Below are 21,434 nucleotides of genomic sequence, written 5' to 3'. Positions count from 1 at the left end.
TCGCAGCTTACTCGGCAGCAGGTGCTGCAGCGTCTTTGGCAGCGGTTTTGCCAAAACGGTTGCGGAATTTCTCAACGCGGCCACCCATGTTGTCCACGGATTTCTGTGTGCCGGTGTAAAACGGATGCGATTCGCTCGAGGTATCGAGTTTGTACAGCGGCAGTTCGCGGCCGTCTTCCATCTTCACCATTTCTTTGGTGTTGGCGCAGGAACGGGTCACAAACTTGAAGTTGTTGGACATGTCCAGGAAACAAACTTCGCGGTAATTGGGGTGAATGCCTTCTTTCATGATCTTTCCTTGTTCGTTTCGGGAGCCACTCAGAACCGTTCTGAGCACTTTCCGTGAAGCCTCGCATTATGGCATGAAATCAATCACTTAGCGCGGTTTCGACCGGTTTTATGCCAGCCGGGGCCGCGGAACCGGCTTCGCCAGGCCGCAGGCGCAGCGGCCACCGAGGGGCTGGAGCCTGCGGCTCCAAAGCTGCTTGAGCAGCTTTGGACAGGCGACAGAAGCGAAGCCTCTGGCGAGCGGCGGCCTGCAAGGCCTCGGGCGCTACGCGAAGCGAGCAACCGTGGGGGCAATATCTAGCCGCCGCGCCTCATCATGTCGAAGAACTCGTGGTTGTTCTTGGTGGCTTTCATGTTCTTGAGCATCAGCTCCATGGACTCGATTTCGTCCATGTTGTACATGAATTGACGCAGGATGCGCGACTTCTGCAGGATTTCCGGGGCCAGCAGCAGCTCTTCCTTGCGGGTGCCGCTGCGGTTCAGGTGAATCGCCGGGAACACGCGTTTTTCGTAGAGGCGGCGGTCCAGGTGGATCTCGCAGTTGCCGGTGCCCTTGAATTCCTCAAAGATCACCTCGTCCATGCGGCTGCCGGTATCGACCAGCGCGGTGCCGATGATGGTCAGGCTGCCGCCTTCCTCGATCTTGCGGGCGGCGCCGAAGAAACGTTTCGGGCGCTGCAGCGCGTTGGCGTCCACACCGCCGGTCAGGACCTTGCCCGACGAGGGCAGCACGTTGTTGTAGGCGCGGGCCAGGCGGGTGATCGAGTCCAGCAGGATGACCACGTCCTTGCCGAGTTCGACCAGGCGCTTGGCGCGCTCGATCACCATTTCGGCGACGTGCACGTGGCGCGCGGCGGGTTCGTCGAAGGTCGAGGAAATCACTTCGCCGCGCACGCTGCGCTGCATCTCGGTGACCTCTTCAGGGCGCTCGTCGACCAGCAGCACCATCATGACGACTTCAGGATAGTTGGCGGTGATGGCGTGGGCGATGTTCTGCATCATCACGGTCTTGCCGGACTTGGGCGGCGCCACCAGCAGGGCGCGCTGGCCCTTGCCGATCGGGGCGATGATGTCGATGATGCGGCTGGTCAGGTTTTCTTCGCCCTTGATGTCGCGCTCGAGCTTGAACTGCTCGCGCGGGAACAGCGGCGTCAGGTTCTCGAACATCACCTTGTGCTTGTTCGCTTCGGGCGCGCCGTCGTTGACCTTGTCGAGCTTGTTCAGGGCAAAGTAGCGCTCGCCGTCTTTCGGGGTGCGCACTTCGCCTTCGATCATGTCGCCGGTGTGCAGGTTGAAGCGGCGGATCTGGCTCGGACTGATGTAGATGTCGTCGGTGGACGCGGTGTAGCTGGAGTCCGGCGCGCGCAGGAAGCCGAAACCGTCGGGCAGCACTTCGAGCACGCCGTCGGCGACGATGGTTTCACCCGTTTTGGAGCGCTTTTTAATGATCGCGAACATCAGCTCCTGCTTGCGCATGCGGCCGGTGTTTTCGATTTCGAGTTCTTCGGCCTGCTTGAGGACTTCAGACACGTGCAGTGCCTTGAGTTCGTTTAAGTGCATGGGGAAACCTTGCGTGAAGTCAACTCCTCGCGGAGTTCAGATAAAAAAAACGGGGGAGGTCTGAAAGGAAGCTAGAGGCGCTTCACAAACCGGGAACTCGAACCGGCCGGCAGCAGCCGGTCAGCGAACAGGGCCATTATGACAGGAAATTGTGGGTGTCTATCGGGGCGATGGAGGTGCGGGAGCCGGTCCTGCCGATCCGCTTCATGCCGGATGGCGCACCGGCAGGCTGTGCAGGGACAGCGCGCCGGTGGTTGGGGACAAGGCTAAGGAGGCCGATCAGGCCAATTGCTGGTCGATGAAGGCGGTCAGCTGCGCCTTGCTCATGGCGCCGACCTTGGTGGCGGCCAGCTGGCCGTCCTTGAACAGCATCAGCGTCGGGATGCCGCGAATGCCGAACTTGGCGGGAATGTCGCGGTTTTCGTCCACATTCATCTTTGCGATCTGCAGGCGGCCATCGTAACCGGTGGCGACTTCGTCCAGAATCGGGGCAATCATCTTGCAGGGGCCGCACCACTCGGCCCAGTAGTCGACCAGCACGGGTTTGGAGGCCTGCAGCACGTCGACTTCGAAGGTGGCATCGGTGGTATGTTTGATCAGTTCGCTGGCCATGGCATGTCCTTTGGAAGAGGGTTCAGAAATTTTTATGTCAGGGACTAAAGTTGCAGGCATTGTGGCAGAAACCAAGTCCCCCCGTCGGACATCCAGTCAGGTGCCCCCTATGAGCGTGATAGTCCATGCCGGCGTTTTGGCGACCGGCCCCGGCGAGTTTTGCTGGCAACAGGCGACCGCCCGGGTGGCGGCGCTGCTCCGCGAGCGGGACGTGCATCCCGCCCGGGCGGTGGTGCTGCTGCCCTATGCGCAACTGATGCAGCAGGCCAAAGCCGCCTGGGCCGCCGCCGCAGGCGACATACATTTTGTGCCGCGTTTTGAAACCACCATGAACTGGGCTGCCAGCCTGGGCGGCTGGGAGCCGGGCGCCGGGGACATCCGGCTCGATGCCGCCTGTGACGTGCTGACGGCCGCCTCGCTGCTGGCGCGTACCGGCCTGGCCGCACAGCAGGGCCTGCTGGCCCCGCGCCTGGTCGAGGCCGCCAGTTCGCTGGCCCGGCTGGCCGCCGCCGTGCCTCCGGCGCAGCGCCTGGCCTGGGGGGGGCGCATGGGGGCCCTGCTGGGCGCCGGGCTGGAGTCGCCGGTGCTGCAGCTCGAGTCGGTGCTGGGCCAGATCGCGCTGGCCTGGGTGGCCTCGTCCGCCTACCCGTCGGATGCGCTGTTTCTGGAGCCGGCCGACGTGGACCTGCTGGTGCTGGTCGAGGGTTTCCAGACCGAGGCGCTGACCGCGGCCTTCCAGGCCCACTTCGGTGAACGTGCCGTGACGCTGAACCTCAACCTGCCCGGCGCGCCTTTGCTGCCGGCGCTGCACGCGGCGCAGGACACGGAAGACGAGGCCGGGCGCGCCGCCGCCTGTGTGCTGGCGCATCTGGCCCAGGGCCGCAGTCCGGTCGCGCTGATTGCCCAGGACCGCGAACTGACACGCCGCATCCGCGCCATGCTGGGCGAGCGCGGCGTGGCGCTGCGCGACGAAACCGGCTGGAAACTCTCCACCACACGCGCCGCCGCCACGCTGATGGGCCTGCTGCGTGCCCTGAGCTGGAATGCGAGCACCGACACGGTGCTGGACTGGCTGAAAAATGCCCCGGCTTTTGACGCGGCGACCGTTGCCGCGTGCGAGAAGGAGTTGCGCCAGGCCGGCGTGCGCGAGTGGCGCGCGGTGGGCGATGCGCTGCTCGCCAGCAGCGCCATCGCGGCCCGGCTGCAGGCGCTGCGTGATGCGCTGCAGCGCTCGCGGCCGCTGGCCGTCTGGCTGCGCGACTTGCGCAGTGCCCTGCAGACGAGCGGGCAGTGGGACGGCCTGGTGCGTGACGTGGCCGGGCAGGCCGTGCTTGATGCCTTGCGTTTGCAGGAGGGCGCAGAGCTGGAGTTTGCCGATGCCGACGGCCGCATGGGGCTGGCCGATTTCAGCAGCTGGGTCAACCAGGCGCTCGAAGCCGGGGATTTCAAACCGCCACATCCGCCCGAGGCCCAGGTCATCCTCCTGCCGCTGAGCCAGCTGCTGGGCCGCGCGCCGCAGGCGGTGGTGCTGCCGGGCTGTGACGAGCTGCACCTGCCGGTGTCGCCCGAGCCTTCGGGCCTGTGGACGCCGGCCCAGCGCGAGCTGCTGGGGCTGCCCTCGCGCGAGACCCTGGCGGCCGACCAGCGCGCGGCCTGGCAACACGCCTTGTGTTTTCCGCACCTGGATGTGCTCTGGCGCGAAAGCGAAGGTGGCGAGCGGCTGATGCCCAGCGGTTTTGTGCAGGAGTTGCTGCTGCAGTTTTCGCCGGAGCTGGCGCGCGATCCGCGTGAGCCGCGGCTGCTGGCGGCCCAGCCCACGCCGCACCCGATGCCGACCGGCGAAGCGCTGCCGGTGCAGCGCCTGTCGGCCAGCGCGTATGAGGATCTGCGGCGCTGCCCCTACCGCTTTTTTGCCCTGCGCCAGCTCCGGCTGCAGGAGGCCGACGAGCTCGACACCGAGCTCGGCAAGCGCGACTTCGGCAACTGGCTGCACACGCTGCTGAAGATCTTTCATGAAGCCCTGCAACAGGCGCCGGCGCCCGACCTGCCGGCGCGCATGGCCCTGATGGACACGGCCGCCGCGCAGGCGGCCCGGGAGCTGGCCCTGAGCGACAGCGAGTTTTTGCCCTTTGCCGCGAGCTGGCCGCGGGTGCGTGAAGCTTATCTGGACTGGCTGGCCGGCCACGAGGCCGAAGGCGCGGTGTTCGAGGCGGCCGAAGTGGCGAAAGAGGTGCCCCTCGGGAGCCTGACGCTGATCGGAAAAATAGACCGCATCGACAAACTCGCCGACGGCAGCACGCTGGTGATGGACTACAAGACGGAAAACCGCACCACCACCGCCGAGCGCCTGAAGCAGCCGCAGGAAGACACGCAACTGGCGTTTTACGCCGGGTTGCTGGAAGACGACACGCTGGCTGCCGCCTACGTGAACCTCGGCGAAAAGGAAGCCACCAAAACCTACGCGCAGCCCGACATCGTGGCGCTGCGCGACGAGTTGCTCGACAGCATCCTGACCGACATGGCACGTGTGGCACGCGGCACACCGCTGCCGGCACTCGGTGAAGGCAAGGCCTGCGACTATTGTTCCGCTCGCGGCTTGTGCCGGAAAGACTTCTGGTCATGAATATTGCCCCCACGCTCCCCACTGTGTGTGGTTCGCTGCCCCCCGAGGGGGCCGCTGCGCCTGCGCCCCGGCAAAGCCGGTTCCGCGGCCCCTGCTGGTATCAGATGCCTGCGTCCGTCAGAGAAACTGGGCGATGAAGATGGTCCATCAAGCCGCTTACGAACACAACGGCCAGCCGGTCTCCGCCGAAGCCTTTTACGCTATCGCCTGCGATCCGCGGCGCAATGTGGCGGTGGAGGCCTGCGCCGGCGCGGGCAAGACCTGGATGCTGGTGTCGCGCATCGTGCGGGCCTTGCTGGCCGGTGCGCAGCCGCATGAAATCCTGGCGATCACCTTCACCAAACGGGCGGCCGGCGAGATGCGCGAGCGGCTTTACGAATGGCTGGAGCAGTTTGCCCACGCCGACGACGCGACCCTGAGGCGCGAACTGGCGATGCGCGGGTTTGCATATGAAAAAGGCCCGCAGCCCCCGCCGGAAGGGCGCGAGCAGCTATCAAATTTATACCAGCGCATTCTGGCCACCGGCCGCGCGGTGCAGATACGCACCTTCCACAGCTGGTTTGCCGCCTTGCTGCGCAGCGCGCCGCTGGCGGTGCTGCAGCAGCAAGGCCTGCCGCTGAACTACGAGCTGCTCGAAGACGACGCACCGGCCCGGGCCCTGGTCTGGCGGCGGTTTTATGCGGCGCTGCTGAAATTGCCGGAGCTGAAGGCGGACTTCGAGGCGGTGGTGCTTGCGCACGGGCGCTTCCAGACCGACAAGGCCCTGCAGGCCGCCCTCGACAAACGCACCGAGTTTGTACTGGCAGATGCGAGCGGCGTGGTCGACGCGTCGGTGCAGCATTTCACCGTGCAGTTTGCCGGGTTTGAGGGGCTGGCCGAACCCGAGGCGCTGCTCACGAGCGACCATCTGCACCGCCAGACCCTGGCCGACGCCGCCGTGGCGCTGGCGCGCGCGAGTGCACCGACCTTTGCCGCCAAGGGTGTGGAGCTGGAACAGGCGCTGGGCTCCTGCAACCTGCAGGCCGTGTTTGGCGCCTTGCTGACCGAGAAAGGTACGCCGCGCAAGTTCGGTGAAAAAATCATCGGCATCGAACAGGTGCGGACCGCGCAGGACCTGGTGGGGCGCGTGCTGGCCGCGCGCCAGCAGCACGAGGCCTGGCTTTACCAGCAGCGCATGGCGCGGCTCGCGCGCCTGTTGATCGCCGAGTTCACCGCCCTCAAGCGCGAGCGCGGCTGGGTCGACATGAACGACATCGAGCGTGTCGCGCTGGTGCTGCTCGGCGACGAGGAACTGTCGGGCTGGGTGCAGGAACGGCTGGACGCGCGCATCCGGCACCTGCTGATCGACGAGTTCCAGGACACCAACCCCTTGCAGTGGCAGGCGCTGTGGTCCTGGCTCAGTGCCTACGGCGGCGCCGGCAACGCGCCCAGCGTGTTTATTGTGGGCGACCCCAAGCAGAGCATTTACCGCTTCCGCCGCGCCGAACCGCAGGTCTTCAAGGCCGCGCAGCAGTTCGTGCGCCAGGGCCTGGACGGCGAACTGCTCAGCTGCGACCACACGCGGCGCAACGCCCAGGGGGTGATCCGCACCGTCAACGCGGTGATGGGTGCGGCGCGCGAGAACGACGGCTACGACGGTTTTCGCGAACACACGACCGGCTCCGCCGAAGAAGGTGCGGTCGGCCGCCTGCCGGCCATCCCGCGCAGTGCAGATAATTCCGTTCGGGCTGAGCTTGTCGAAGCCTTCGACGGGACATCAGCAAGCCCTTCGACGGGCTCAGGGCGAACGGATCTCGGGGGCGGCTGGCGCGACAGCTTGACCACGCCGCGCGAGATCCCTGAAGAAACCTTGCGCACGCTGGAAGCGCGCCAGGCGGCAGCTTGGATTTCTGAACAGGTCACACAAGGCCTGCTGCCCGCCGACATCATGGTGCTCTCGCGCAAACGCGCGGGCCTGCTGCCGCTGCAGGACGAGTTGCGGGCGCTGCACATCCCGGCGCTGGTCGGCGAGAAAACCGCGCTGATCGACTGCTGCGAGGTGCTCGACATCGTGGCGCTGCTCGACGTGCTGGTTTCGCCCGAGCATGACCTGTCGCTGGCCCGCGCCTTGCGCTCGCCGCTGTTCGGCCTGGGCGACGACGCGCTGGTGCAGATCGCGCTGGAGCGCCAGGCGCTGCGCCTGCCGTGGTTCAAGGTGCTGCAAAAATCGGAGCAGCTGCCACCCGCCATCAAGGCGCTGGTGCCGGCTTTGCTGCAATACCAGGCGTGGCTGGGCAGTCTGCCGCCGCACGATGCGCTGCAGGCGATTTACCACCACGGCGACGTGCTGGCGCGTTTTGCTGCCGCCGCGCCCGCCGCGCAACGCGCCGGCGTGCTGGCCAATTTGCGCGCTTTGCTGTCGGTCGCCCTGCAGCTCGACGGCGGCCGTTATGCCACGCCTTACGCCTTTGTGCGCGCGCTCAAGGCCGGCGGCCTGCAGGCGCCCGCGACGGTGGACAGTGCAGCGGTGCGCTTGCTGACCATCCACGGCGCCAAGGGCCTGGAAGCCGACGCCGTGCTGCTGCTGGACACCGACACCGTGGAGCGCAACGCCGACAGCATGGGCGTGCTGGTGGACTGGCCGGGCGCTGACGCCGCGCCGCAGAAGTTTGTTTTTCTGGTCAGCGAAAGCCGCCCACCCGCCTGCGCCGCCGATGCGCTGGCCGCCGAGCAGGAGGCGCGCCGGCGCGAGGAGCTCAACGCGCTGTACGTGGCGCTGACCCGCGCCCGCGGTACGCTGGTGCTGTCATCGATCACGCCGCACCGTGAGGCGCCGGCCAGCTGGTGGCAGCGGCTGGCCGCACACGTGGGCGAGCTGCCCGCGCCGCTGCCGGCCCCCGTCATTGATCCGGCCCGGGCCGGGGACGATACCCGTTTTATGTTGCCGGAATTGCCGAAAGCCCCCGTCCTTCCTGCGCCGGCAGCTATTGAAACCGTAGCAGACGAAGATGCGTTGGTGGCGCGTATCGGCAAGGCCATGCACCGGCTGCTGGAGTGGGGCGGTGTTTCGCCGGCGCGTGCGCGCGCGGTGCAGCGCGAGTTCCGCCTGGACGCGGCGCAGGCGCGGGACGCGGCCGACATGGCCCAGCGCATTCTGCAGGGTGAGGGTGCCTGGGCCTGGGATGCCGCGGTGGTGGCCTGGCAGGGCAACGAGGTCGAACTGGTGTACCAGGGCCAGACCCTGAGGCTGGACCGGCTGGTGCAGCGCAGGGATGCAGGCCATGCCGGCCACTGGTGGGTGCTTGACTACAAGTCCCGCGGCGCGCCGCAGGAGCAGCCGGCGCTGCTTGCGCAGATGCAGACCTACCGCGCCGCAGTGCAAGCGGTGTATGGCGGGCAGACGGTCAAGGCGGCTTTTCTGACGGCCCAGGGCCGCCTGGTGGCGCTTTCCGATGAACTGCAATAATCAGGGCATCAGCGAATCGGCACCTTTGCCGGGTTTCAAGCCTTTTTGCATGGCAGCCCTTGAGGGACGGGCGCTGCCAGCTATGAAAAACAGAGCAAACCGGCCGCGCCGGCATGCTCTGCTTCTTGTGCCATTTCACATTGCCATCACGTGCAGACGGACATTTTCTTGAACGATTCAACTTCTCCTGCCCCGCCACGGCGTGTGGCCATCATCGGCGGCGGCCCCGCCGGCCTCATGGCCGCCGAGGTGCTGGCCGGTGCCGGCGCGGCCCTGTCCGTGCAGGTGTACGACGCCATGCCTTCGGTGGGCCGCAAGTTCCTGCTGGCCGGCAAGGGCGGGCTGAACCTCACCCATTCCGAAGCCGCCGAACCTTTTCTCAGCCGTTACGGCGAGCGCAGCACGCAGCTGCAGCCGCTGCTGGCCGGCTTCGGGCCTGCCGAGCTGCGCGCCTGGGCCCAGGCCCTGGGGGTGGAGACTTTTGTCGGCAGCTCGGGCCGCGTGTTTCCCAAGGACATGAAGGCCGCGCCGCTGCTGCGCGCCTGGCTGCAGCACCTGCGCGCTGCGGGCGTGAAGTTCTCCATGCGGCACCGCTGGCTGGGCTGGGCCGACGACGGCGCGCTGACGTTTTCCACACCCGCCGGCCCGGTACAGGTGCAGGCCGACGCCGTGGTGCTGGCCCTGGGCGGCGGCAGCTGGGCGCGGCTCGGTTCGGACGGCGCCTGGGTGCCGCTGCTGGCCGCACGCGGCGTGGCCGTGGCGCCGCTGCAGCCCTCGAACTGCGGCTTTGACGTGGGCCCCGAGCCGCACGCGCTGGCGGCCGCCGAGCAGGGCGAAACCCGCCGCGAGTTTTTCAGGGAACTGGTGGGGCAGGGCCCGTCGCAGCAGCCTGGCTGGACCGAACACTTTGCCAGCCGTTTTGCCGGCCAGCCCTTCAAGTCGGTCGCCATCAGTTTCACCGATTCGCAGGGCCGCAGCTTCAGCCGCAAGGGCGAGTTCGTGGCCACCGCCACCGGCGTGGAGGGCAGCCTGATTTACGCGGCCTCCAGCCTGCTGCGCGATGAAATTGCGCTGAAGGGCAGCGCAACTTTCCTGCTGGACCTGCTGCCGGACAAGTCGCCCGAGCAGGTGCTGGTCGAGGTACGCCATCCGCGCGGCTCACGCTCCCTCTCCAGTCACCTCAAAAGCCGCTTGAGCATCGAAGGCATCAAGGCCGCGATGCTGCATGAGCTGCTCGGCAAGGAAGCGATGAACGATCCGGTGCGACTGGCCCGCGCGATCAAGGCCTTGCCGGTGCGTGTGGTCGCGGCGCGGCCGATCGACGAAGCCATCAGCAGCGCCGGTGGCGTGCGCTTCGGCGCCATGGATGGCCGACTGCACCTGCAGACGCTGCAGGGTGTGGCGCAGCCGGTGTTTTGCGCCGGTGAAATGCTCGACTGGGAAGCGCCCACAGGCGGCTACCTGCTAACCGCCTGTTTGGCCAGCGGCCGTGTGGCCGGGCAGGGTGTTTTGAGCCATTTCGGGCTCTAGCCGTTACCGTACGGGCGAAGACAGCTATTGATTTTATAGCGTGCCATTTCCCCTTACGTGACCTCATTCGTCACCACACTGGCAAGGTCAGAGAGTTTGGATTAGTATTACATACGTTATAACCAAGGTCGCATGTCATGCACACCCTCAAACTGACACAAATTGGCAATTCCATCGGCGTGATTTTGCCGCGCGAGGTGCTGGGACGGCTCAAACTCGAAAAAGGTGAGTCGGTGTTTCTCATGGAGACACCCGACGGCTACACCATCACGCCTTACGACCCCGCCTTGGACGAACAGATTCAAGCCGGCCGCGAATTCATGCGTGAATACCGCGACACCTTCCACCAGCTTGCCAAATGACCTGGCGCTGGATCGACAAGCAGGCACTGCTGCTTTTGCACGGCGAGAGTCTGGCTGAGCACGGCGGCGGTGAGGGCTTGCGTGACGAGGGGCTGCTGGACTCCGCGTTGGCCCGGCCTTTGAACCTGCTTGCCTACGGCGAACCTGATGTAGCCGCTCTGGCTGCGAGTTACGCCATGGGTGTGGCCAAAAATCATCCGTTTGTTGATGGCAACAAGCGTGCTGCTTTTTTGACGGTGGGTATGTTCCTGTTCTTAAACGGACACCGTCTGAACACAACGCAAGCGGATGCAACTGTTACCGTGCTGGCACTGGCTGCAGGTGACATCACCGAAGAGCAGTTTGCAGCCTGGCTTCGCACAAAAGTGGTCATTCGACCCATGAAAAAATAACGATGCTATTGAAGAAAAGAGGCTTGCCATGATTGTGCGTTTCCACATTGACCTGATGGAACAGGACCAGTACGAATACCGTGTCACTTACGAAGGCGAGGACCTGTACAGCGACGCCGGGCTGGACAGCATCGAGGCCTGCATCGTGGCCGCCACCGAAGGGCTGGGGCAGGACGCCATCGCTGCCGAAGTGGCCTACAAGGGCATCATCAGCGGCACTTACGCGCTGGCTTCACTGGCGCTGGTGTCGGCGCAGATTGCCGAACATGCGCTGCAGACCACGGCGGCGATTGAAGAGGTTCTGGAAGGCTGAACTCCTTCATCTCCTGGATCACGCCCTCGCGCCGCTCGAAGTAGTTGCTCCGGCATTCAGCCGTTCCGACTCGACTTGCAGCCGCCGCATCCGTTTGCAGGAATCTGGCGTGGCGATGGCTGGATGTGAGTTTTTTTCACTGCATCAGCGTACAGGTGAAAAAAACAGGGCGTCCATGGAAGCCCTGTTTTTTTTTGAAATAAGGTGACGGACCTTGACCCCGGCACTGGCTCGACAGTTAGGGCTGCTTGGTTCCCCATCTGACCCGGTTGGCCGCTTCACCATGCGGGAAGGCCCGTCACTCACTATTTTATGCGAGGCGCGGCGCGCCCGGCCCGAATATCATCGAATAGCTTAAAAATAGTCCGGCCTTTCAAGGAAAAAAACATGTCCTGGTTGTTGAAGGCCCTCGCGGGTATGGTGATGTGTGGCGGGTGGTTGGTCGCGCAGGCGCAGGCACAGGCACAGGCACAGGGTGAGGCCTTCACACCGGCCGGAAACCTGACGGCCTTTGCCGACGAGGTCGCCTTGCAGGCCTGGTTCGAGCCCTTTGTGGTGGAGCGCCGGCGCCGCGAGGAAGAACGCCTCAGGCAGGAAGAGGAACGCCGGCTGCGCCAGGAAGAAGTCCGGAAAAAATGGGAGGCCGAGAACCCGGGCAAGACCTGGGCCTCCCGGCCGAACCCTCCCGCCCCGACCGCCATGGCCATGGCCGCACCGGCGCCTGCCGCGGCCGGCGCCAGCGAGTCCATCACCAACAACCAGACGGCCGGCGTGGATGAAGGCGGCATTGTCAAGGTGCACGGCAAACACCTGGTCATCCTGCGCCGTGGGCGATTGTTCACGGTCGATGTGGAGCGTTACCAGCTGCTGCCGGTGTCGTCCATCAACGCCTACGCACCGGATGTCAGCCCGTCGGGCGCCTGGTACGACGAGATGATGGTGTCCGGCAACACGGTGGCCGTGATCGGCTACAGCTATGCGCGCGGCGGGACGGAGCTCGGCCTGTTCAACATCGACGAGGCGGGCAAGCTCAGCTACCGCGCCACTTACCATGTGCGCTCCAGCGATTACTACTCCTCGCGCAACTACGCCAGCCGTCTCATTGGCAGCGAGCTCATCCTGTACACCCCCATCCCGCTCAACGTCTGGCATGCCGATCCGGCGGCACGCCTGCCCGCCATGCGGCGCTGGCAGCCGGGCGCGACAGCCGCGGACTTCAAACGCATTGCCGACGCGACCCGCATTTACCGCACGGACGAGCCGCTGAATCCGCAGGAAGGCATCACCCTGCACACCATCGTGCGCTGCGACCTGGCCCGGCCCGAACTGGACTGCCGGTCCAGCGCCGTGCTGGGGCCGCCCGGCCGGGTGTTTTATGTATCGAGCCGGGCTGTGTATGTGTGGACCACGCGCAACCAGCGCGACGCCGCCAGCGGGCGTGTCGCATCGCATTCGGCGGTGTTTCGTCTGCCGCTCGACGGCGCGGCGCCCAGCATGCTCAAAACGCAGGGCAGCCCGATCGACCAGATGTCGTTTCTGGAGGGCGACGACGGTTACCTGAACGTGCTGCTGCGCGCCAACGGCAACGGAGACGGCATGTGGCGCGGCGAAGGCAGCGGCGGCAACCTGTCCCTGCTGCGTGTGCCGGTGCGTGATTTTGGCGATGGCCAGACCCGTGCCGGCGAGCAGGCCTACACACGCTTGCCGGCCGCCGGGGACGGCAGCCTGCAAAACCGTTTTGTCGGCCAGCGCCTGCTCTACGGTGCGGGCAGCGGTTGGCGCCGGCCTGCACCGGGAACGATGGGGCAGTTGCAGGTGGTGCATGTGGCCGACCGCGCCAGGACCGAAACCCTGACCCTGCCGCACGGCGTGGACCGCATCGAGGCGCTGGGTGCCGACGCGGTCGCGGTGGGCACCGACGGGCAGGACCTGCATTTTTCCAGCGTGCAGCTGGCACCCCGGGCGCGCGTGGCCGGGCGTTATGTGCAGGCGCAGGCGGCGCAGGGCGAGACGCGCAGCCACGGTTTTTTCTACAAGCCCGATGACGCCGCCTCCGGTGTGGTGGGCCTGCCGGTGCGCGGCGCGGGGCAGGGCGGCTACCGCCAGCTGTGGGACGAGCCCGCCGGCATGCTGTACCTGAGGAGCAGCAGCCTGAAGCTGTCCGGCATCGGCAGCCTCGCGTCGCGGCCGGGTATCGGCAGGGATGACGGCTGCCGCGCCTCCTGCACCGACTGGTATGGCAATGCCCGCCCGATCTTTCTGCGCAACCGGGTGTTTGCCTTGCTGGGTTACGAACTGGTGGAAGGCCGGATATTGACGGCGCCCGGCAGCTCCGGGCGCCTGGTGGAGACGCGGCGCATCAGTTTTGCGCCGGGTTCGGCAGATTACCCGCACTGAGGGGCTCTGGCGCAACCGTAGAATCAGGGAATGTCCTACCTCGTCCTTGCCCGCAAATACCGCCCCCGGAATTTTTCTGAAATGGTCGGGCAGTCGCATGTGGTGCAGGCGCTCAGCAACGCACTGGGCACGCAGCGGCTGCACCATGCCTACCTGTTCACCGGCACGCGCGGCGTCGGCAAGACCACGATCTCGCGCATCCTCGCCAAGTCGCTCAATTGCCTGGGGGTGGACGGGCAGGGCGGCATCACCGCCACGCCGTGTGGCGTCTGCCAGGCCTGCACCGATATCGACAGCGGCCGGTTTGTTGACTACACCGAGCTCGATGCGGCCTCCAACCGAGGCGTCGACGAGATTGCGCAACTGCTCGAGCAGGCGGTTTACAAGCCGGTGGTGGGGCGCTTCAAGGTCTTCATGATCGACGAGGTCCACATGCTGACGAACACGGCGTTCAACGCCATGCTCAAGACGCTGGAAGAGCCGCCTGAATACCTGAAGTTCGTGCTGGCCACGACCGACCCGCAGAAGGTGCCGGCCACCGTGTTGTCGCGCTGCCTGCAGTTCAACCTGAGGCCGATGGCACCGGAAACCATTCTGGAGCACCTGGTGCAGGTGCTGCGGGCCGAAAACATCGAAGCCGAGCCGCAGGCCCTGCGCCTGCTGGCGCGCGCCGCGCGCGGCTCCATGCGCGACGCGCTGTCGCTGACCGACCAGGCGATCGCCTTCGGCTCCGGCCAGTTGCAGGAAGCCAGCGTGCGCCAGATGCTGGGCAGCGTGGACCGCAGCTATGTGTTCCAGCTGCTCGATGCGCTGGCGCGCGGCGACGGCAAAAGTGTGGTCGAAACCTCCGAGGTCTTGCGCCTGAACGGCCTGAGCGCCGCCTCCACCCTCGAGGAAATGGCCACCGTGCTGCAGCGCATGGCGGTGCTGCAGGCGGTGCCCGGCATGGACGCGGGGGACGACGATGCCGACCCCGAGATCGCCGCCACCGCGCGCCTGGCGCAATCCATGCCGTCCGACGAGACGCAGCTGCTGTACAGCCTGTGCCTGCATGGCCGCGCCGAACTGGGGCTGGCGCCCGACGACTACGCGGCGCTGACCATGGTGCTGCTGCGCCTGCTGGCCTTCAAACCCCCGGGCGCGACGACGGCGGCCGCCGCACAGGGGGGCGCCGTCGAGCCCCCAAAAAAGCCGCAGCCTGAGAGTGTGCCGGCCAGCGCCGTGGCCGCCCGTCCCGTTGCGGCGTCTGTCGCGCCCTCCGCTCCGGTTCGCCCCGCGGTGGCTGCACCGCCGCTTCGCCAGAACATGGAAGAAAATCGGCCTTCTGCCCTTGTGCAGCGGGCGCCGGCAGCTCCTGATTTTGTAGCATCGAGGGATCCCCTGCCGTGGGAAGACGCCTTGCCCATGCCGGTTTCGGCGCCAGCACCGGCCCCATCGCCCGCGCCGGTCGCAGCTTCTGTGTTGGCGCCAGCCGCCGCTGCGCCTGCTGCGCCCGTGGTCATGAACAGCCCTCTCGGCGACCTCTGGACGGCGCTGGTCAACCGCATGGTGGCCGCTGAAATGATAGGCGCGCTGGTGCGTGAACTGGCGCTGCAGTCCGAGTTGCGCGCGCAGACCGACGGGGTCTGGACCCTGCGCGTTGAACGCGAGTCACTGAACCAGGCCGCCGCGCGTGAAAAACTCCAGCTGGCGCTGCAGGCCGCGCTGCCTGAGAGCAGCCAGGCACCGACACTCGTGGTCGAACTTGGCCCCGTCGGCGATTCGCCGGCCCGGCGCAATGCCGCCGCCGCGCAGGAGCGGCAACGCCTGGCCGAGGAAACCATTCAGAACGATCCGTTTGTGCAGGACATGGTGCGCGACTGGGGTGCCAGAATTGTGCCGGGCAGCATCAAACCGCTCGCTCCGGTGGCGGGCAAGCCGATATGATTACCACCAAGTTTTAAAGGAAAAAAGACATGTTCAACAAAGGACAACTCGCCGGCCTGATGAAGCAGGCGCAGGCCATGCAGGACAACCTGAAAAAGGCGCAGGACGAACTCGCCTTCATCGAAGTCACGGCCGAGTCGGGCGCCGGCCTGGTCAAGGTCACCATGACCTGCAAACACGACGTCAAACGGGTCGAGATCGACCCCAGCTTGCTGACCGACGACAAGGACATGCTCGAAGACCTGGTGGCCGCCGCCTTCAACGCGGCCGTGCGCAAGGCCGAAGACCTGAGCCAGGAAAAAATGGGCAAGCTCACGGCCGGCATGCCGGGACTGCCCGGCGGGATGAAACTCCCGTTCTAGAATTTTGGGCCCCCACGTTCCCTCGCTGCGCGTAGCTCTCTGCCCCCCGAGGGGGCCGCTGCGGCCCGGCAAACCCGGTTCCGCGGCCCCGGCTGGTCTGGTGTCCAGGCCTGCATACGCCGCAGTTGCCCTCCACCATGGCTGATTCGAATGCGCTTGAAGGCCTGACCCAGGCGCTGCGGCGCCTGCCGGGTGTAGGCGCGAAGTCGGCCGCGCGCATGGCGTTTCATCTGCTGCAGCATGACAAGCCCGGCGCCCTGCAGATTGCGCGGGCGCTCGAACATGCGGTGCACAGCGTCAGACACTGCGCGTTGTGCAACACCTTGACCGAGCTCGACATCTGCAGCACCTGCGCCAACCCGGCGCGCGACCGCAGCAAGCTGTGTGTGGTGGAAACCCCGGCCGACCAGGCGGCGCTGGAGCGCACGCTGGCTTACCGCGGCCTGTATTTCGTGCTGATGGGCAAGCTCAGCCCGCTTGACGGCATCGGACCGCATGACATCGGTCTGCAAAAGCTGTTCGACCGCGTGTTGCCCAGGGACGCCCAGGGCGATCCGCCCGCTGCCGCGGAGCGCGAGGTGCAGGAAGTCATCCTGGCCACCAACTTCACCGCCGAAGGCGAGGCCACCGCGCATGTGATTGCGCAGGCGCTCAAAAGCCGCGGCGTGCAGGTCACCCGCCTGGCGCGGGGCGTGCCTGTGGGCAGCGAGCTCGAGTACGTGGACCTCGGCACGATTGCCCATGCGCTGGTGGATCGCCGCTAGCGCGCGGCTGCGCCCCATTCCTATTGCTACTGTTTTTATAGCTAACCGCGCCCGTTCATCCATGACTGCAAGCCAGAAAGGCACTTCACCATGACCTATGCTCGTTTCACCGTGGCCTACTGGTGCCTGCTGGCCGCTGCGCTGCTGCCCATCGCCTGCGCGGCGCTGGCCAAGTGGGGCACGATGACGACCCCGGCGAACAGGGGCGGCTTCGACAACCACAACCCGCGTGCCTGGCTGGCGCGGCAAACCGACTGGCGCGCGCGAGCCAATGCCGCGCAGGCCAACACCTTCGAAGCCTTGCCCTTCTTCTTTGCCGCCGTGATCATTGCGCACCAGCTGCAGGCCTCGCAGGTGCGGCTCGACGTGTTTGCGTTCGTGTTTGTCGTGCTGCGCATCGCCTACGTCATGATGTACGTTGCCGACATGGCCATGAGCCGCAGCGTGATCTGGTTCCTGGCGCTGCTGGTCAATATCGGCATTCTTTTTCTGGGCTACCGGTAACGTCTGGTAACCAATGACTCTCTGCCTAACTCTCGCGCGCGGCGCGAGTTAGGCAGAGAGTCCTTGTTCCGTACAAACCCGCACGGGATGATACCGATGCGGGTTTTTTTTGTGCTGGCTATGCTCTTTCCGAAGCCATAAAAAAATCAGAGAGAGAACCCGCCCAATGAATCACCTCGCCGTCAACCGCAGAACTTTCGCCAGTGCGGTCGCACTCGGTGCCGCGTCCTTGGCCTTTCCGGCCTTGCGTGCGCAGGGCAAGCTGGAAAAAACAAAAATCGCGCTGGCTGTCGGCGGCAAGGCGGCGTTTTATTACCTGCCGCTGACCATCACCGAGCAGCTCGGCTACTTCAAGGCCGAGGGCCTGGATGTGGAGATCAGCGACTTTGCCGGCGGTGCGCGGGCGTTGCAGGCGGTGGTGGGCGGTTCGGCCGATGTGGTGTCGGGCGCTTACGAACACACCATCAACCTGCAGTCGAAGAACCAGATGTTCCAGGCCTTTGTGCTGCAGGGCCGGGCGCCGCAGATTGCCTTTGGCGTGTCCACCAAAAACATGCCCAACTACAAAACGGTGGCAGACCTGCGTGGAAAGAAGATCGGCGTGTCCGCACCGGGCTCGTCCACCAACATGATGGCCAACCTGGTGCTGTCGCGCGCCGGACTCAAGCCGGGGGACGTGAGTTTCATCGGTGTCGGCACGGCGGCCGGTGCGCTGGCGGCCCTGCGCTCGGGCCAGATCGACGCCATGAGCAACACCGACCCGGTGATGACCATGCTCGAGCAAAAAGGCGAGGTGAAAATCATCTCGGACACACGCACGCTCAAAGGCACGATTGACGTGTTTGGCGGCCCCATGCCGGCGGCCTGCCTGTACGCGCCCACCGAATTCATCCAGAAAAATCCCAACACCTGCCAGGCGCTGGCCAACGCCATCGTGCATGGCCTGAAGTGGCTGCAAACCGCCGGCCCGGGCGACATCATCAAGACCGTGCCCGACAACTACCTGCTTGGTGACCGCGGCCTGTACCTGGCGTCGTTTAACAAGGTGCGTGACGCGATCGCGCTGGACGGCCTCATTCCTGAAGAAGGTGCCAGGACGGCGCTCAAGGCCCTTGCCAGTTTTGACGCCAGCATCAAGGCCGACAAGATTGATCTGGGCAAGACCTATACCAATGAGTTTGCGCGGCGCGCCAAGGACAAATTCAAGGCATGAATATGGCCCCCACGTTCGCTCGCTTCGCGTAGCTCTCTGCACCTTGCAGGCCGCCGCTCGCCAGAGGCTTCGCTTCTGTCGCCTGTCCAAAGCTGCGCAGGCAGCTTTGGAGCCGCAGGCTCCAGCCCCGAGGGGGCCGTTGCGCCTGCGGCCCGGCGGAGCCGGTTCCGCGGCCCAGGCTGGTATGAGACCCTCACAGCCGTTTCGCGTGCCGCTCGCTCCCATTGAGCAGCCCTGTTCGCAACGACAATCGACCCATGCCGGACCTGACCGCCCATCACAGCGCCGATTACGCACTCGAGTTGCTGGACATCACCTGCACCTTCCGTTCGCGTGATGACGCCGGGCCGGGCTACACCGCTGTTGGCCAAACCACGCTGCGCATACGGGCGGGTGAATTTGTCTCTGTGGTCGGCCCGACCGGCTGCGGCAAATCCACCCTGCTCAACATAGGCGCGGGCTTGTTGCCGCCGACTTCCGGCACGGTGAAGGTGTTCGGCCAGCCGCTGAACGGCATCAACACCCGCGCCGGCTACATGTTCCAGACCGAGGCGCTGATGCCCTGGCGCAGCGCGATCGACAACGTCATGGTCGGCCTGCAGTACCGCGGCGTGCCCGACGGGCAAGCCCGCGCCCAGGCGCAGGCCTGGCTGGAACGGGTCGGCCTGAGCGGCTTCGGTGACCGTTACCCGCACCAGCTCTCGGGCGGCATGCGCAAGCGCACTGCGCTGGCCCAGGTGCTGGCGCTGGACCCGGACATCATCCTGATGGACGAGCCTTTTTCGGCACTCGACATCCAGACCCGCCAGCTCATGGAGAACGAGGTGCTGGACCTGTGGGCGGCCAAAAAGAAGGCGGTGCTGTTCATCACGCACGACCTCGACGAAGCCATTGCCATGAGCGACCGGGTGGTGGTGTTGTCGGCCGGACCGGCCACGGTTCCCATGGGTGAATTCGTGATCGACCTGCCGCGCCCGCGCAACGTCGCCGAGGTGCGCACCCAGCCGCGTTTCATCGAGCTGCACACGCAGATCTGGGACGTGCTGCGCGACGAGGTGCTCAAGGGTTATGCGCAGCAACTGAAGAAAGCCTGAACATGTGCCCCCACGTTCGCTCGCTACGCGTAGCTCTCTGCCCCCCGAGGGGGCGCTGCGCCTGCGGCCCGGCAAAGCCGGTTCCGCGGCCCCGGCTGGAGGGTGTGAGGTGGTTCGGCGGAAAACTGCGCGCCACCGCTCGCTGCGGAGGAGCTTGATATGTGGCGTTATCTCAAACCCTCCGACAAAAACCTGCGCGTCTGGCAAATCGGCATGCTGGTGGTTTTTCTGGGCCTGTGGCAACTCGCCTCGCGCGACCAGCAACTGGCTTTTTTCCTCGGCGAGCCGGTCAAGGTGGCGGGGCGGGTCTGGTCCTGGTTCATGCCTTTCGGCTTCGGCCCCAGCCTGTTGTTCCCCGACGGTCTGCCGGGCAACGCCGACATTTACCTGCACCTGGGCACGACGCTGCTCGAAACCGTGCTCGCCTTCGGCATCGGCACGGTGCTGGGCCTGGCCTGCGGCCTGTGGCTGGCACTGGCGCCCATGGCCAGCGCGATCATGGATCCCTACATCAAGGCTGCCAACTCGATGCCGCGCGTGATCCTCGCGCCGATTTTTGCGATGTGGTTCGGCCTGGGCATCTGGAGCAAGGTGGCGCTGGCGGTCACGCTGGTGTTCTTCATTGTGTTTTTCAATGTCTATCAGGGCGTCAGGGAGGTCAGCCCGGTGGTGCTGGCCAATGCGAGGATGTTGGGCGCGAATCAAAGACAGTTGCTGCGCACCGTTTACCTGCCCAGCGCCACCAGCTGGGTGTTTTCCAGCCTGCACACCTCGGTCGGCCTGGCTTTTGTCGGGGCCGTGGTGGGCGAGTACCTCGGTTCGGCGCGCGGCGTCGGTTATCTGATCCTGCAGGCCGAAGGCACCTTCGACGTCAACACCGTGTTTGCCGGTATCGTGGTGCTGACGGCGTTTGCGCTGGTGCTCGACGGTATTGTCGGCCGCATTGAACGCAAGCTCATGAAGTGGCAACCCCGCACCGGCGAGACGGAGAAACTCTGATGAACCATCTTTCTGCACCGATACGCCTGTACTCCGGGCCCCTGAGCATGTTCGGCGCCAAGGTGCAGATCGCCGCCCTGGAAAAAGGGCTGGACTTCGAACTGGTCATGGTGCCCTTTGACATGCAGCGCCTGTACCAGCCCAAACATCCCGAGGTGCTGCGCATCAACCCCAGGCAGCAGGTGCCGGTGCTGGTTCATGGGGCGCTGGAGTTGTTCGACTCGACCCAGATTTTTGAATACCTCGAAGAGCTGCAGCCCGAACCCGGGCTGTGGCCGGCAGGTGCCGCTGCGAAAGCCAGGGCGCGCCTGCTCGAGCACCAGTCGGACGAGGTCTATTTCCCGCCCATTGTCCGGCTGATGAGCCTGCAGGACCAGCCGCAGGACCCTGTGGCTGTTGCCGCGCGTGAGGCGTCCGCACTGTTTTACCTGAAGATGGACGGCCTGCTGGCCAACCGCGATTACCTGGGCGGCGCGTATTCCTTTGCAGATATTGCGTTTTACATGGCGCAGTTGTTCGGCGAACGCATGGGCGCCGCGATGGATGGACGCACGCCGCGCCTGCTGGCTTGGCGCGAGCGGCTTTCACGACGGCCGGCCGTGCGCGAGGTGGCTGGCGCGATGGCGGCCTACCTGCAGTCGCAGGGTCGGCCGCTGCCGGGTTTTCTGGCGGCGATGCTGCCGTCTCCACCGCTGGCACCGGCCGACCGGGCCTGATGGTCCTGATTCTTCCATCTGGCCGTTTCGTCCTACATACACGCGGCAGGCCGGTCGCTACATTGGTGCCTGCCTTGCCGCCGTGCCTCGAGGACTGGCGGCATCCCTTCACTCCCCGCAAGGAAACCCCATGAATCTTCATCTCAGCATCGGCCCCGTCGTCTCCCTGATCGCAGGCATCCTGATCCTGATCATGCCGCGCCTGCTCAACTTCATCGTTGCGATTTACCTGATCATCATTGGCCTGCTCGGCCTGTTCGGGACCGGCTCGCTCAAGCTCTAGTACATTGACACATAAATAACGAAACATGTGTAAACTCTCGTTGCCGCCATT

General features: G+C 65.5%; 19 protein-coding genes and 1 other RNA gene. 16 read left to right on the top strand and 4 right to left on the bottom strand.

Annotation, left to right across the window (positions count from 1 at the left end):
• Nucleotides 1-7 precede the first annotated feature (7 nt).
• The 3 genes from PSV40_RS03420 to trxA form a co-directional block, all read right to left on the bottom strand.
• Entirely contained in the window at nt 8-289 is a 282-nt protein-coding gene (locus PSV40_RS03420) for a type B 50S ribosomal protein L31 (RefSeq protein WP_096695864.1), read from the bottom strand.
• Between the two features lie 296 nt (nt 290-585).
• A complete protein-coding gene (gene rho / locus PSV40_RS03415) occupies nt 586-1,848 on the bottom strand; it encodes a transcription termination factor Rho (protein WP_096662678.1) in 1,263 nt (420 codons plus the stop codon).
• 279 nt (nt 1,849-2,127) lie between these two features.
• A complete protein-coding gene (gene trxA / locus PSV40_RS03410; RefSeq protein WP_300534200.1) occupies nt 2,128-2,460 on the bottom strand; it encodes a thioredoxin TrxA in 333 nt (110 codons plus the stop codon).
• 109 nt (nt 2,461-2,569) lie between these two features.
• Here trxA and PSV40_RS03405 point away from each other — a divergent pair, with 109 nt between their 5' ends.
• The 6 genes from PSV40_RS03405 (at nt 2,570) to PSV40_RS03380 (ending at nt 11,125) form a co-directional block, all read left to right on the top strand.
• Entirely contained in the window at nt 2,570-5,083 is a 2,514-nt protein-coding gene (locus PSV40_RS03405) for a PD-(D/E)XK nuclease family protein (protein WP_300534197.1), read from the top strand.
• Nucleotides 5,084-5,216: 133 nt separating this feature from the next.
• Nucleotides 5,217-8,528: an exodeoxyribonuclease V subunit beta gene (locus PSV40_RS03400; RefSeq protein WP_300534194.1), complete on the top strand. Its 3,312-nt coding sequence runs from the start codon at nt 5,217-5,219 to the stop codon at nt 8,526-8,528.
• A 168-nt stretch (nt 8,529-8,696) separates the two neighbouring features.
• Nucleotides 8,697-10,058 carry a TIGR03862 family flavoprotein gene (locus PSV40_RS03395; RefSeq protein ID WP_300534192.1) on the top strand — a complete coding sequence of 454 codons (1,362 nt, stop codon included), beginning with the start codon at nt 8,697-8,699 and terminating at the stop codon, nt 10,056-10,058.
• A 137-nt stretch (nt 10,059-10,195) separates the two neighbouring features.
• Entirely contained in the window at nt 10,196-10,420 is a 225-nt protein-coding gene (locus tag PSV40_RS03390) for an AbrB/MazE/SpoVT family DNA-binding domain-containing protein (RefSeq protein ID WP_300534190.1), read from the top strand.
• Nucleotides 10,417-10,812 (top strand): type II toxin-antitoxin system death-on-curing family toxin, encoded by a 396-nt coding sequence (locus PSV40_RS03385; protein WP_300534188.1) that lies wholly within the window; start codon nt 10,417-10,419, stop codon nt 10,810-10,812. Before PSV40_RS03390 ends, PSV40_RS03385 begins: the two co-directional genes overlap by 4 nt.
• Before the next feature lie 28 nt (nt 10,813-10,840).
• Nucleotides 10,841-11,125 (top strand): hypothetical protein, encoded by a 285-nt coding sequence (locus tag PSV40_RS03380; RefSeq protein WP_300534185.1) that lies wholly within the window; start codon nt 10,841-10,843, stop codon nt 11,123-11,125.
• Nucleotides 11,126-11,328: 203 nt separating this feature from the next.
• On the opposite strand, the gene ffs is transcribed toward PSV40_RS03380, so the two are convergent.
• An RNA gene (gene ffs, locus PSV40_RS03375) (signal recognition particle sRNA small type) lies at nt 11,329-11,425 on the bottom strand.
• An 87-nt stretch (nt 11,426-11,512) separates the two neighbouring features.
• Here ffs and PSV40_RS03370 point away from each other — a divergent pair.
• From PSV40_RS03370 to PSV40_RS03325, 10 genes are all read left to right on the top strand, one after another.
• Complete coding sequence (locus tag PSV40_RS03370; protein ID WP_300534182.1) at nt 11,513-13,522, top strand: beta-propeller domain-containing protein; 2,010 nt, start codon at nt 11,513-11,515, stop codon at nt 13,520-13,522.
• Nucleotides 13,523-13,552: 30 nt separating this feature from the next.
• A complete protein-coding gene (gene dnaX, locus PSV40_RS03365) occupies nt 13,553-15,448 on the top strand; it encodes a DNA polymerase III subunit gamma/tau (RefSeq protein WP_300534179.1) in 1,896 nt (631 codons plus the stop codon).
• A 29-nt stretch (nt 15,449-15,477) separates the two neighbouring features.
• Nucleotides 15,478-15,810 carry a YbaB/EbfC family nucleoid-associated protein gene (locus PSV40_RS03360; RefSeq protein ID WP_300534176.1) on the top strand — a complete coding sequence of 111 codons (333 nt, stop codon included), beginning with the start codon at nt 15,478-15,480 and terminating at the stop codon, nt 15,808-15,810.
• Nucleotides 15,811-15,947: 137 nt separating this feature from the next.
• Nucleotides 15,948-16,574, top strand: coding sequence for a recombination mediator RecR (gene recR / locus PSV40_RS03355; RefSeq protein WP_300534173.1), 627 nt, complete (start codon nt 15,948-15,950; stop codon nt 16,572-16,574).
• 90 nt (nt 16,575-16,664) lie between these two features.
• Complete coding sequence (locus PSV40_RS03350) at nt 16,665-17,078, top strand: MAPEG family protein (RefSeq protein WP_300534170.1); 414 nt, start codon at nt 16,665-16,667, stop codon at nt 17,076-17,078.
• Nucleotides 17,079-17,244: 166 nt separating this feature from the next.
• Nucleotides 17,245-18,291: an ABC transporter substrate-binding protein gene (locus tag PSV40_RS03345; RefSeq protein WP_300534168.1), complete on the top strand. Its 1,047-nt coding sequence runs from the start codon at nt 17,245-17,247 to the stop codon at nt 18,289-18,291.
• A gap of 257 nt (nt 18,292-18,548) precedes the next feature.
• Nucleotides 18,549-19,385 carry an ABC transporter ATP-binding protein gene (locus PSV40_RS03340; protein WP_300534165.1) on the top strand — a complete coding sequence of 279 codons (837 nt, stop codon included), beginning with the start codon at nt 18,549-18,551 and terminating at the stop codon, nt 19,383-19,385.
• 159 nt (nt 19,386-19,544) lie between these two features.
• Nucleotides 19,545-20,384, top strand: a complete 840-nt coding sequence (locus tag PSV40_RS03335; RefSeq protein WP_300534162.1) for an ABC transporter permease — start codon at nt 19,545-19,547, stop codon at nt 20,382-20,384.
• Nucleotides 20,384-21,100: a glutathione S-transferase family protein gene (locus PSV40_RS03330; protein WP_300534159.1), complete on the top strand. Its 717-nt coding sequence runs from the start codon at nt 20,384-20,386 to the stop codon at nt 21,098-21,100. The genes PSV40_RS03335 and PSV40_RS03330 overlap by 1 nt, the downstream gene beginning before the upstream one ends.
• Nucleotides 21,101-21,230: 130 nt before the next feature.
• Entirely contained in the window at nt 21,231-21,383 is a 153-nt protein-coding gene (locus PSV40_RS03325) for a DUF3096 domain-containing protein (RefSeq protein WP_300534156.1), read from the top strand.
• The last annotated feature ends 51 nt before the right edge of the window (nt 21,384-21,434 follow it).

This window comes from Polaromonas sp., from assembly GCF_029945925.1.
Taxonomy (GTDB): domain Bacteria; phylum Pseudomonadota; class Gammaproteobacteria; order Burkholderiales; family Burkholderiaceae_C; genus Polaromonas.
The sequence above is the reverse complement of the archived record's forward strand: the minus strand, read 5'-3'. Positions and strand labels throughout refer to the sequence as shown.

Coding starts and splice junctions, on each gene's coding strand:
- PSV40_RS03420 (WP_096695864.1), bottom strand. CDS start 289: ATGAAAGAAGGCATTCACCCCAATTACCGCGAAGTTTGTTTCCTGGAC.
- rho (WP_096662678.1), bottom strand. CDS start 1,848: ATGCACTTAAACGAACTCAAGGCACTGCACGTGTCTGAAGTCCTCAAG.
- trxA (WP_300534200.1), bottom strand. CDS start 2,460: ATGGCCAGCGAACTGATCAAACATACCACCGATGCCACCTTCGAAGTC.
- PSV40_RS03405 (WP_300534197.1), top strand. CDS start 2,570: ATGAGCGTGATAGTCCATGCCGGCGTTTTGGCGACCGGCCCCGGCGAG.
- PSV40_RS03400 (WP_300534194.1), top strand. CDS start 5,217: ATGAAGATGGTCCATCAAGCCGCTTACGAACACAACGGCCAGCCGGTC.
- PSV40_RS03390 (WP_300534190.1), top strand. CDS start 10,196: ATGCACACCCTCAAACTGACACAAATTGGCAATTCCATCGGCGTGATT.
- PSV40_RS03385 (WP_300534188.1), top strand. CDS start 10,417: ATGACCTGGCGCTGGATCGACAAGCAGGCACTGCTGCTTTTGCACGGC.
- PSV40_RS03380 (WP_300534185.1), top strand. CDS start 10,841: ATGATTGTGCGTTTCCACATTGACCTGATGGAACAGGACCAGTACGAA.
- PSV40_RS03370 (WP_300534182.1), top strand. CDS start 11,513: ATGTCCTGGTTGTTGAAGGCCCTCGCGGGTATGGTGATGTGTGGCGGG.
- dnaX (WP_300534179.1), top strand. CDS start 13,553: ATGTCCTACCTCGTCCTTGCCCGCAAATACCGCCCCCGGAATTTTTCT.
- PSV40_RS03360 (WP_300534176.1), top strand. CDS start 15,478: ATGTTCAACAAAGGACAACTCGCCGGCCTGATGAAGCAGGCGCAGGCC.
- recR (WP_300534173.1), top strand. CDS start 15,948: ATGGCTGATTCGAATGCGCTTGAAGGCCTGACCCAGGCGCTGCGGCGC.
- PSV40_RS03350 (WP_300534170.1), top strand. CDS start 16,665: ATGACCTATGCTCGTTTCACCGTGGCCTACTGGTGCCTGCTGGCCGCT.
- PSV40_RS03345 (WP_300534168.1), top strand. CDS start 17,245: ATGAATCACCTCGCCGTCAACCGCAGAACTTTCGCCAGTGCGGTCGCA.
- PSV40_RS03340 (WP_300534165.1), top strand. CDS start 18,549: ATGCCGGACCTGACCGCCCATCACAGCGCCGATTACGCACTCGAGTTG.
- PSV40_RS03335 (WP_300534162.1), top strand. CDS start 19,545: ATGTGGCGTTATCTCAAACCCTCCGACAAAAACCTGCGCGTCTGGCAA.
- PSV40_RS03330 (WP_300534159.1), top strand. CDS start 20,384: ATGAACCATCTTTCTGCACCGATACGCCTGTACTCCGGGCCCCTGAGC.
- PSV40_RS03325 (WP_300534156.1), top strand. CDS start 21,231: ATGAATCTTCATCTCAGCATCGGCCCCGTCGTCTCCCTGATCGCAGGC.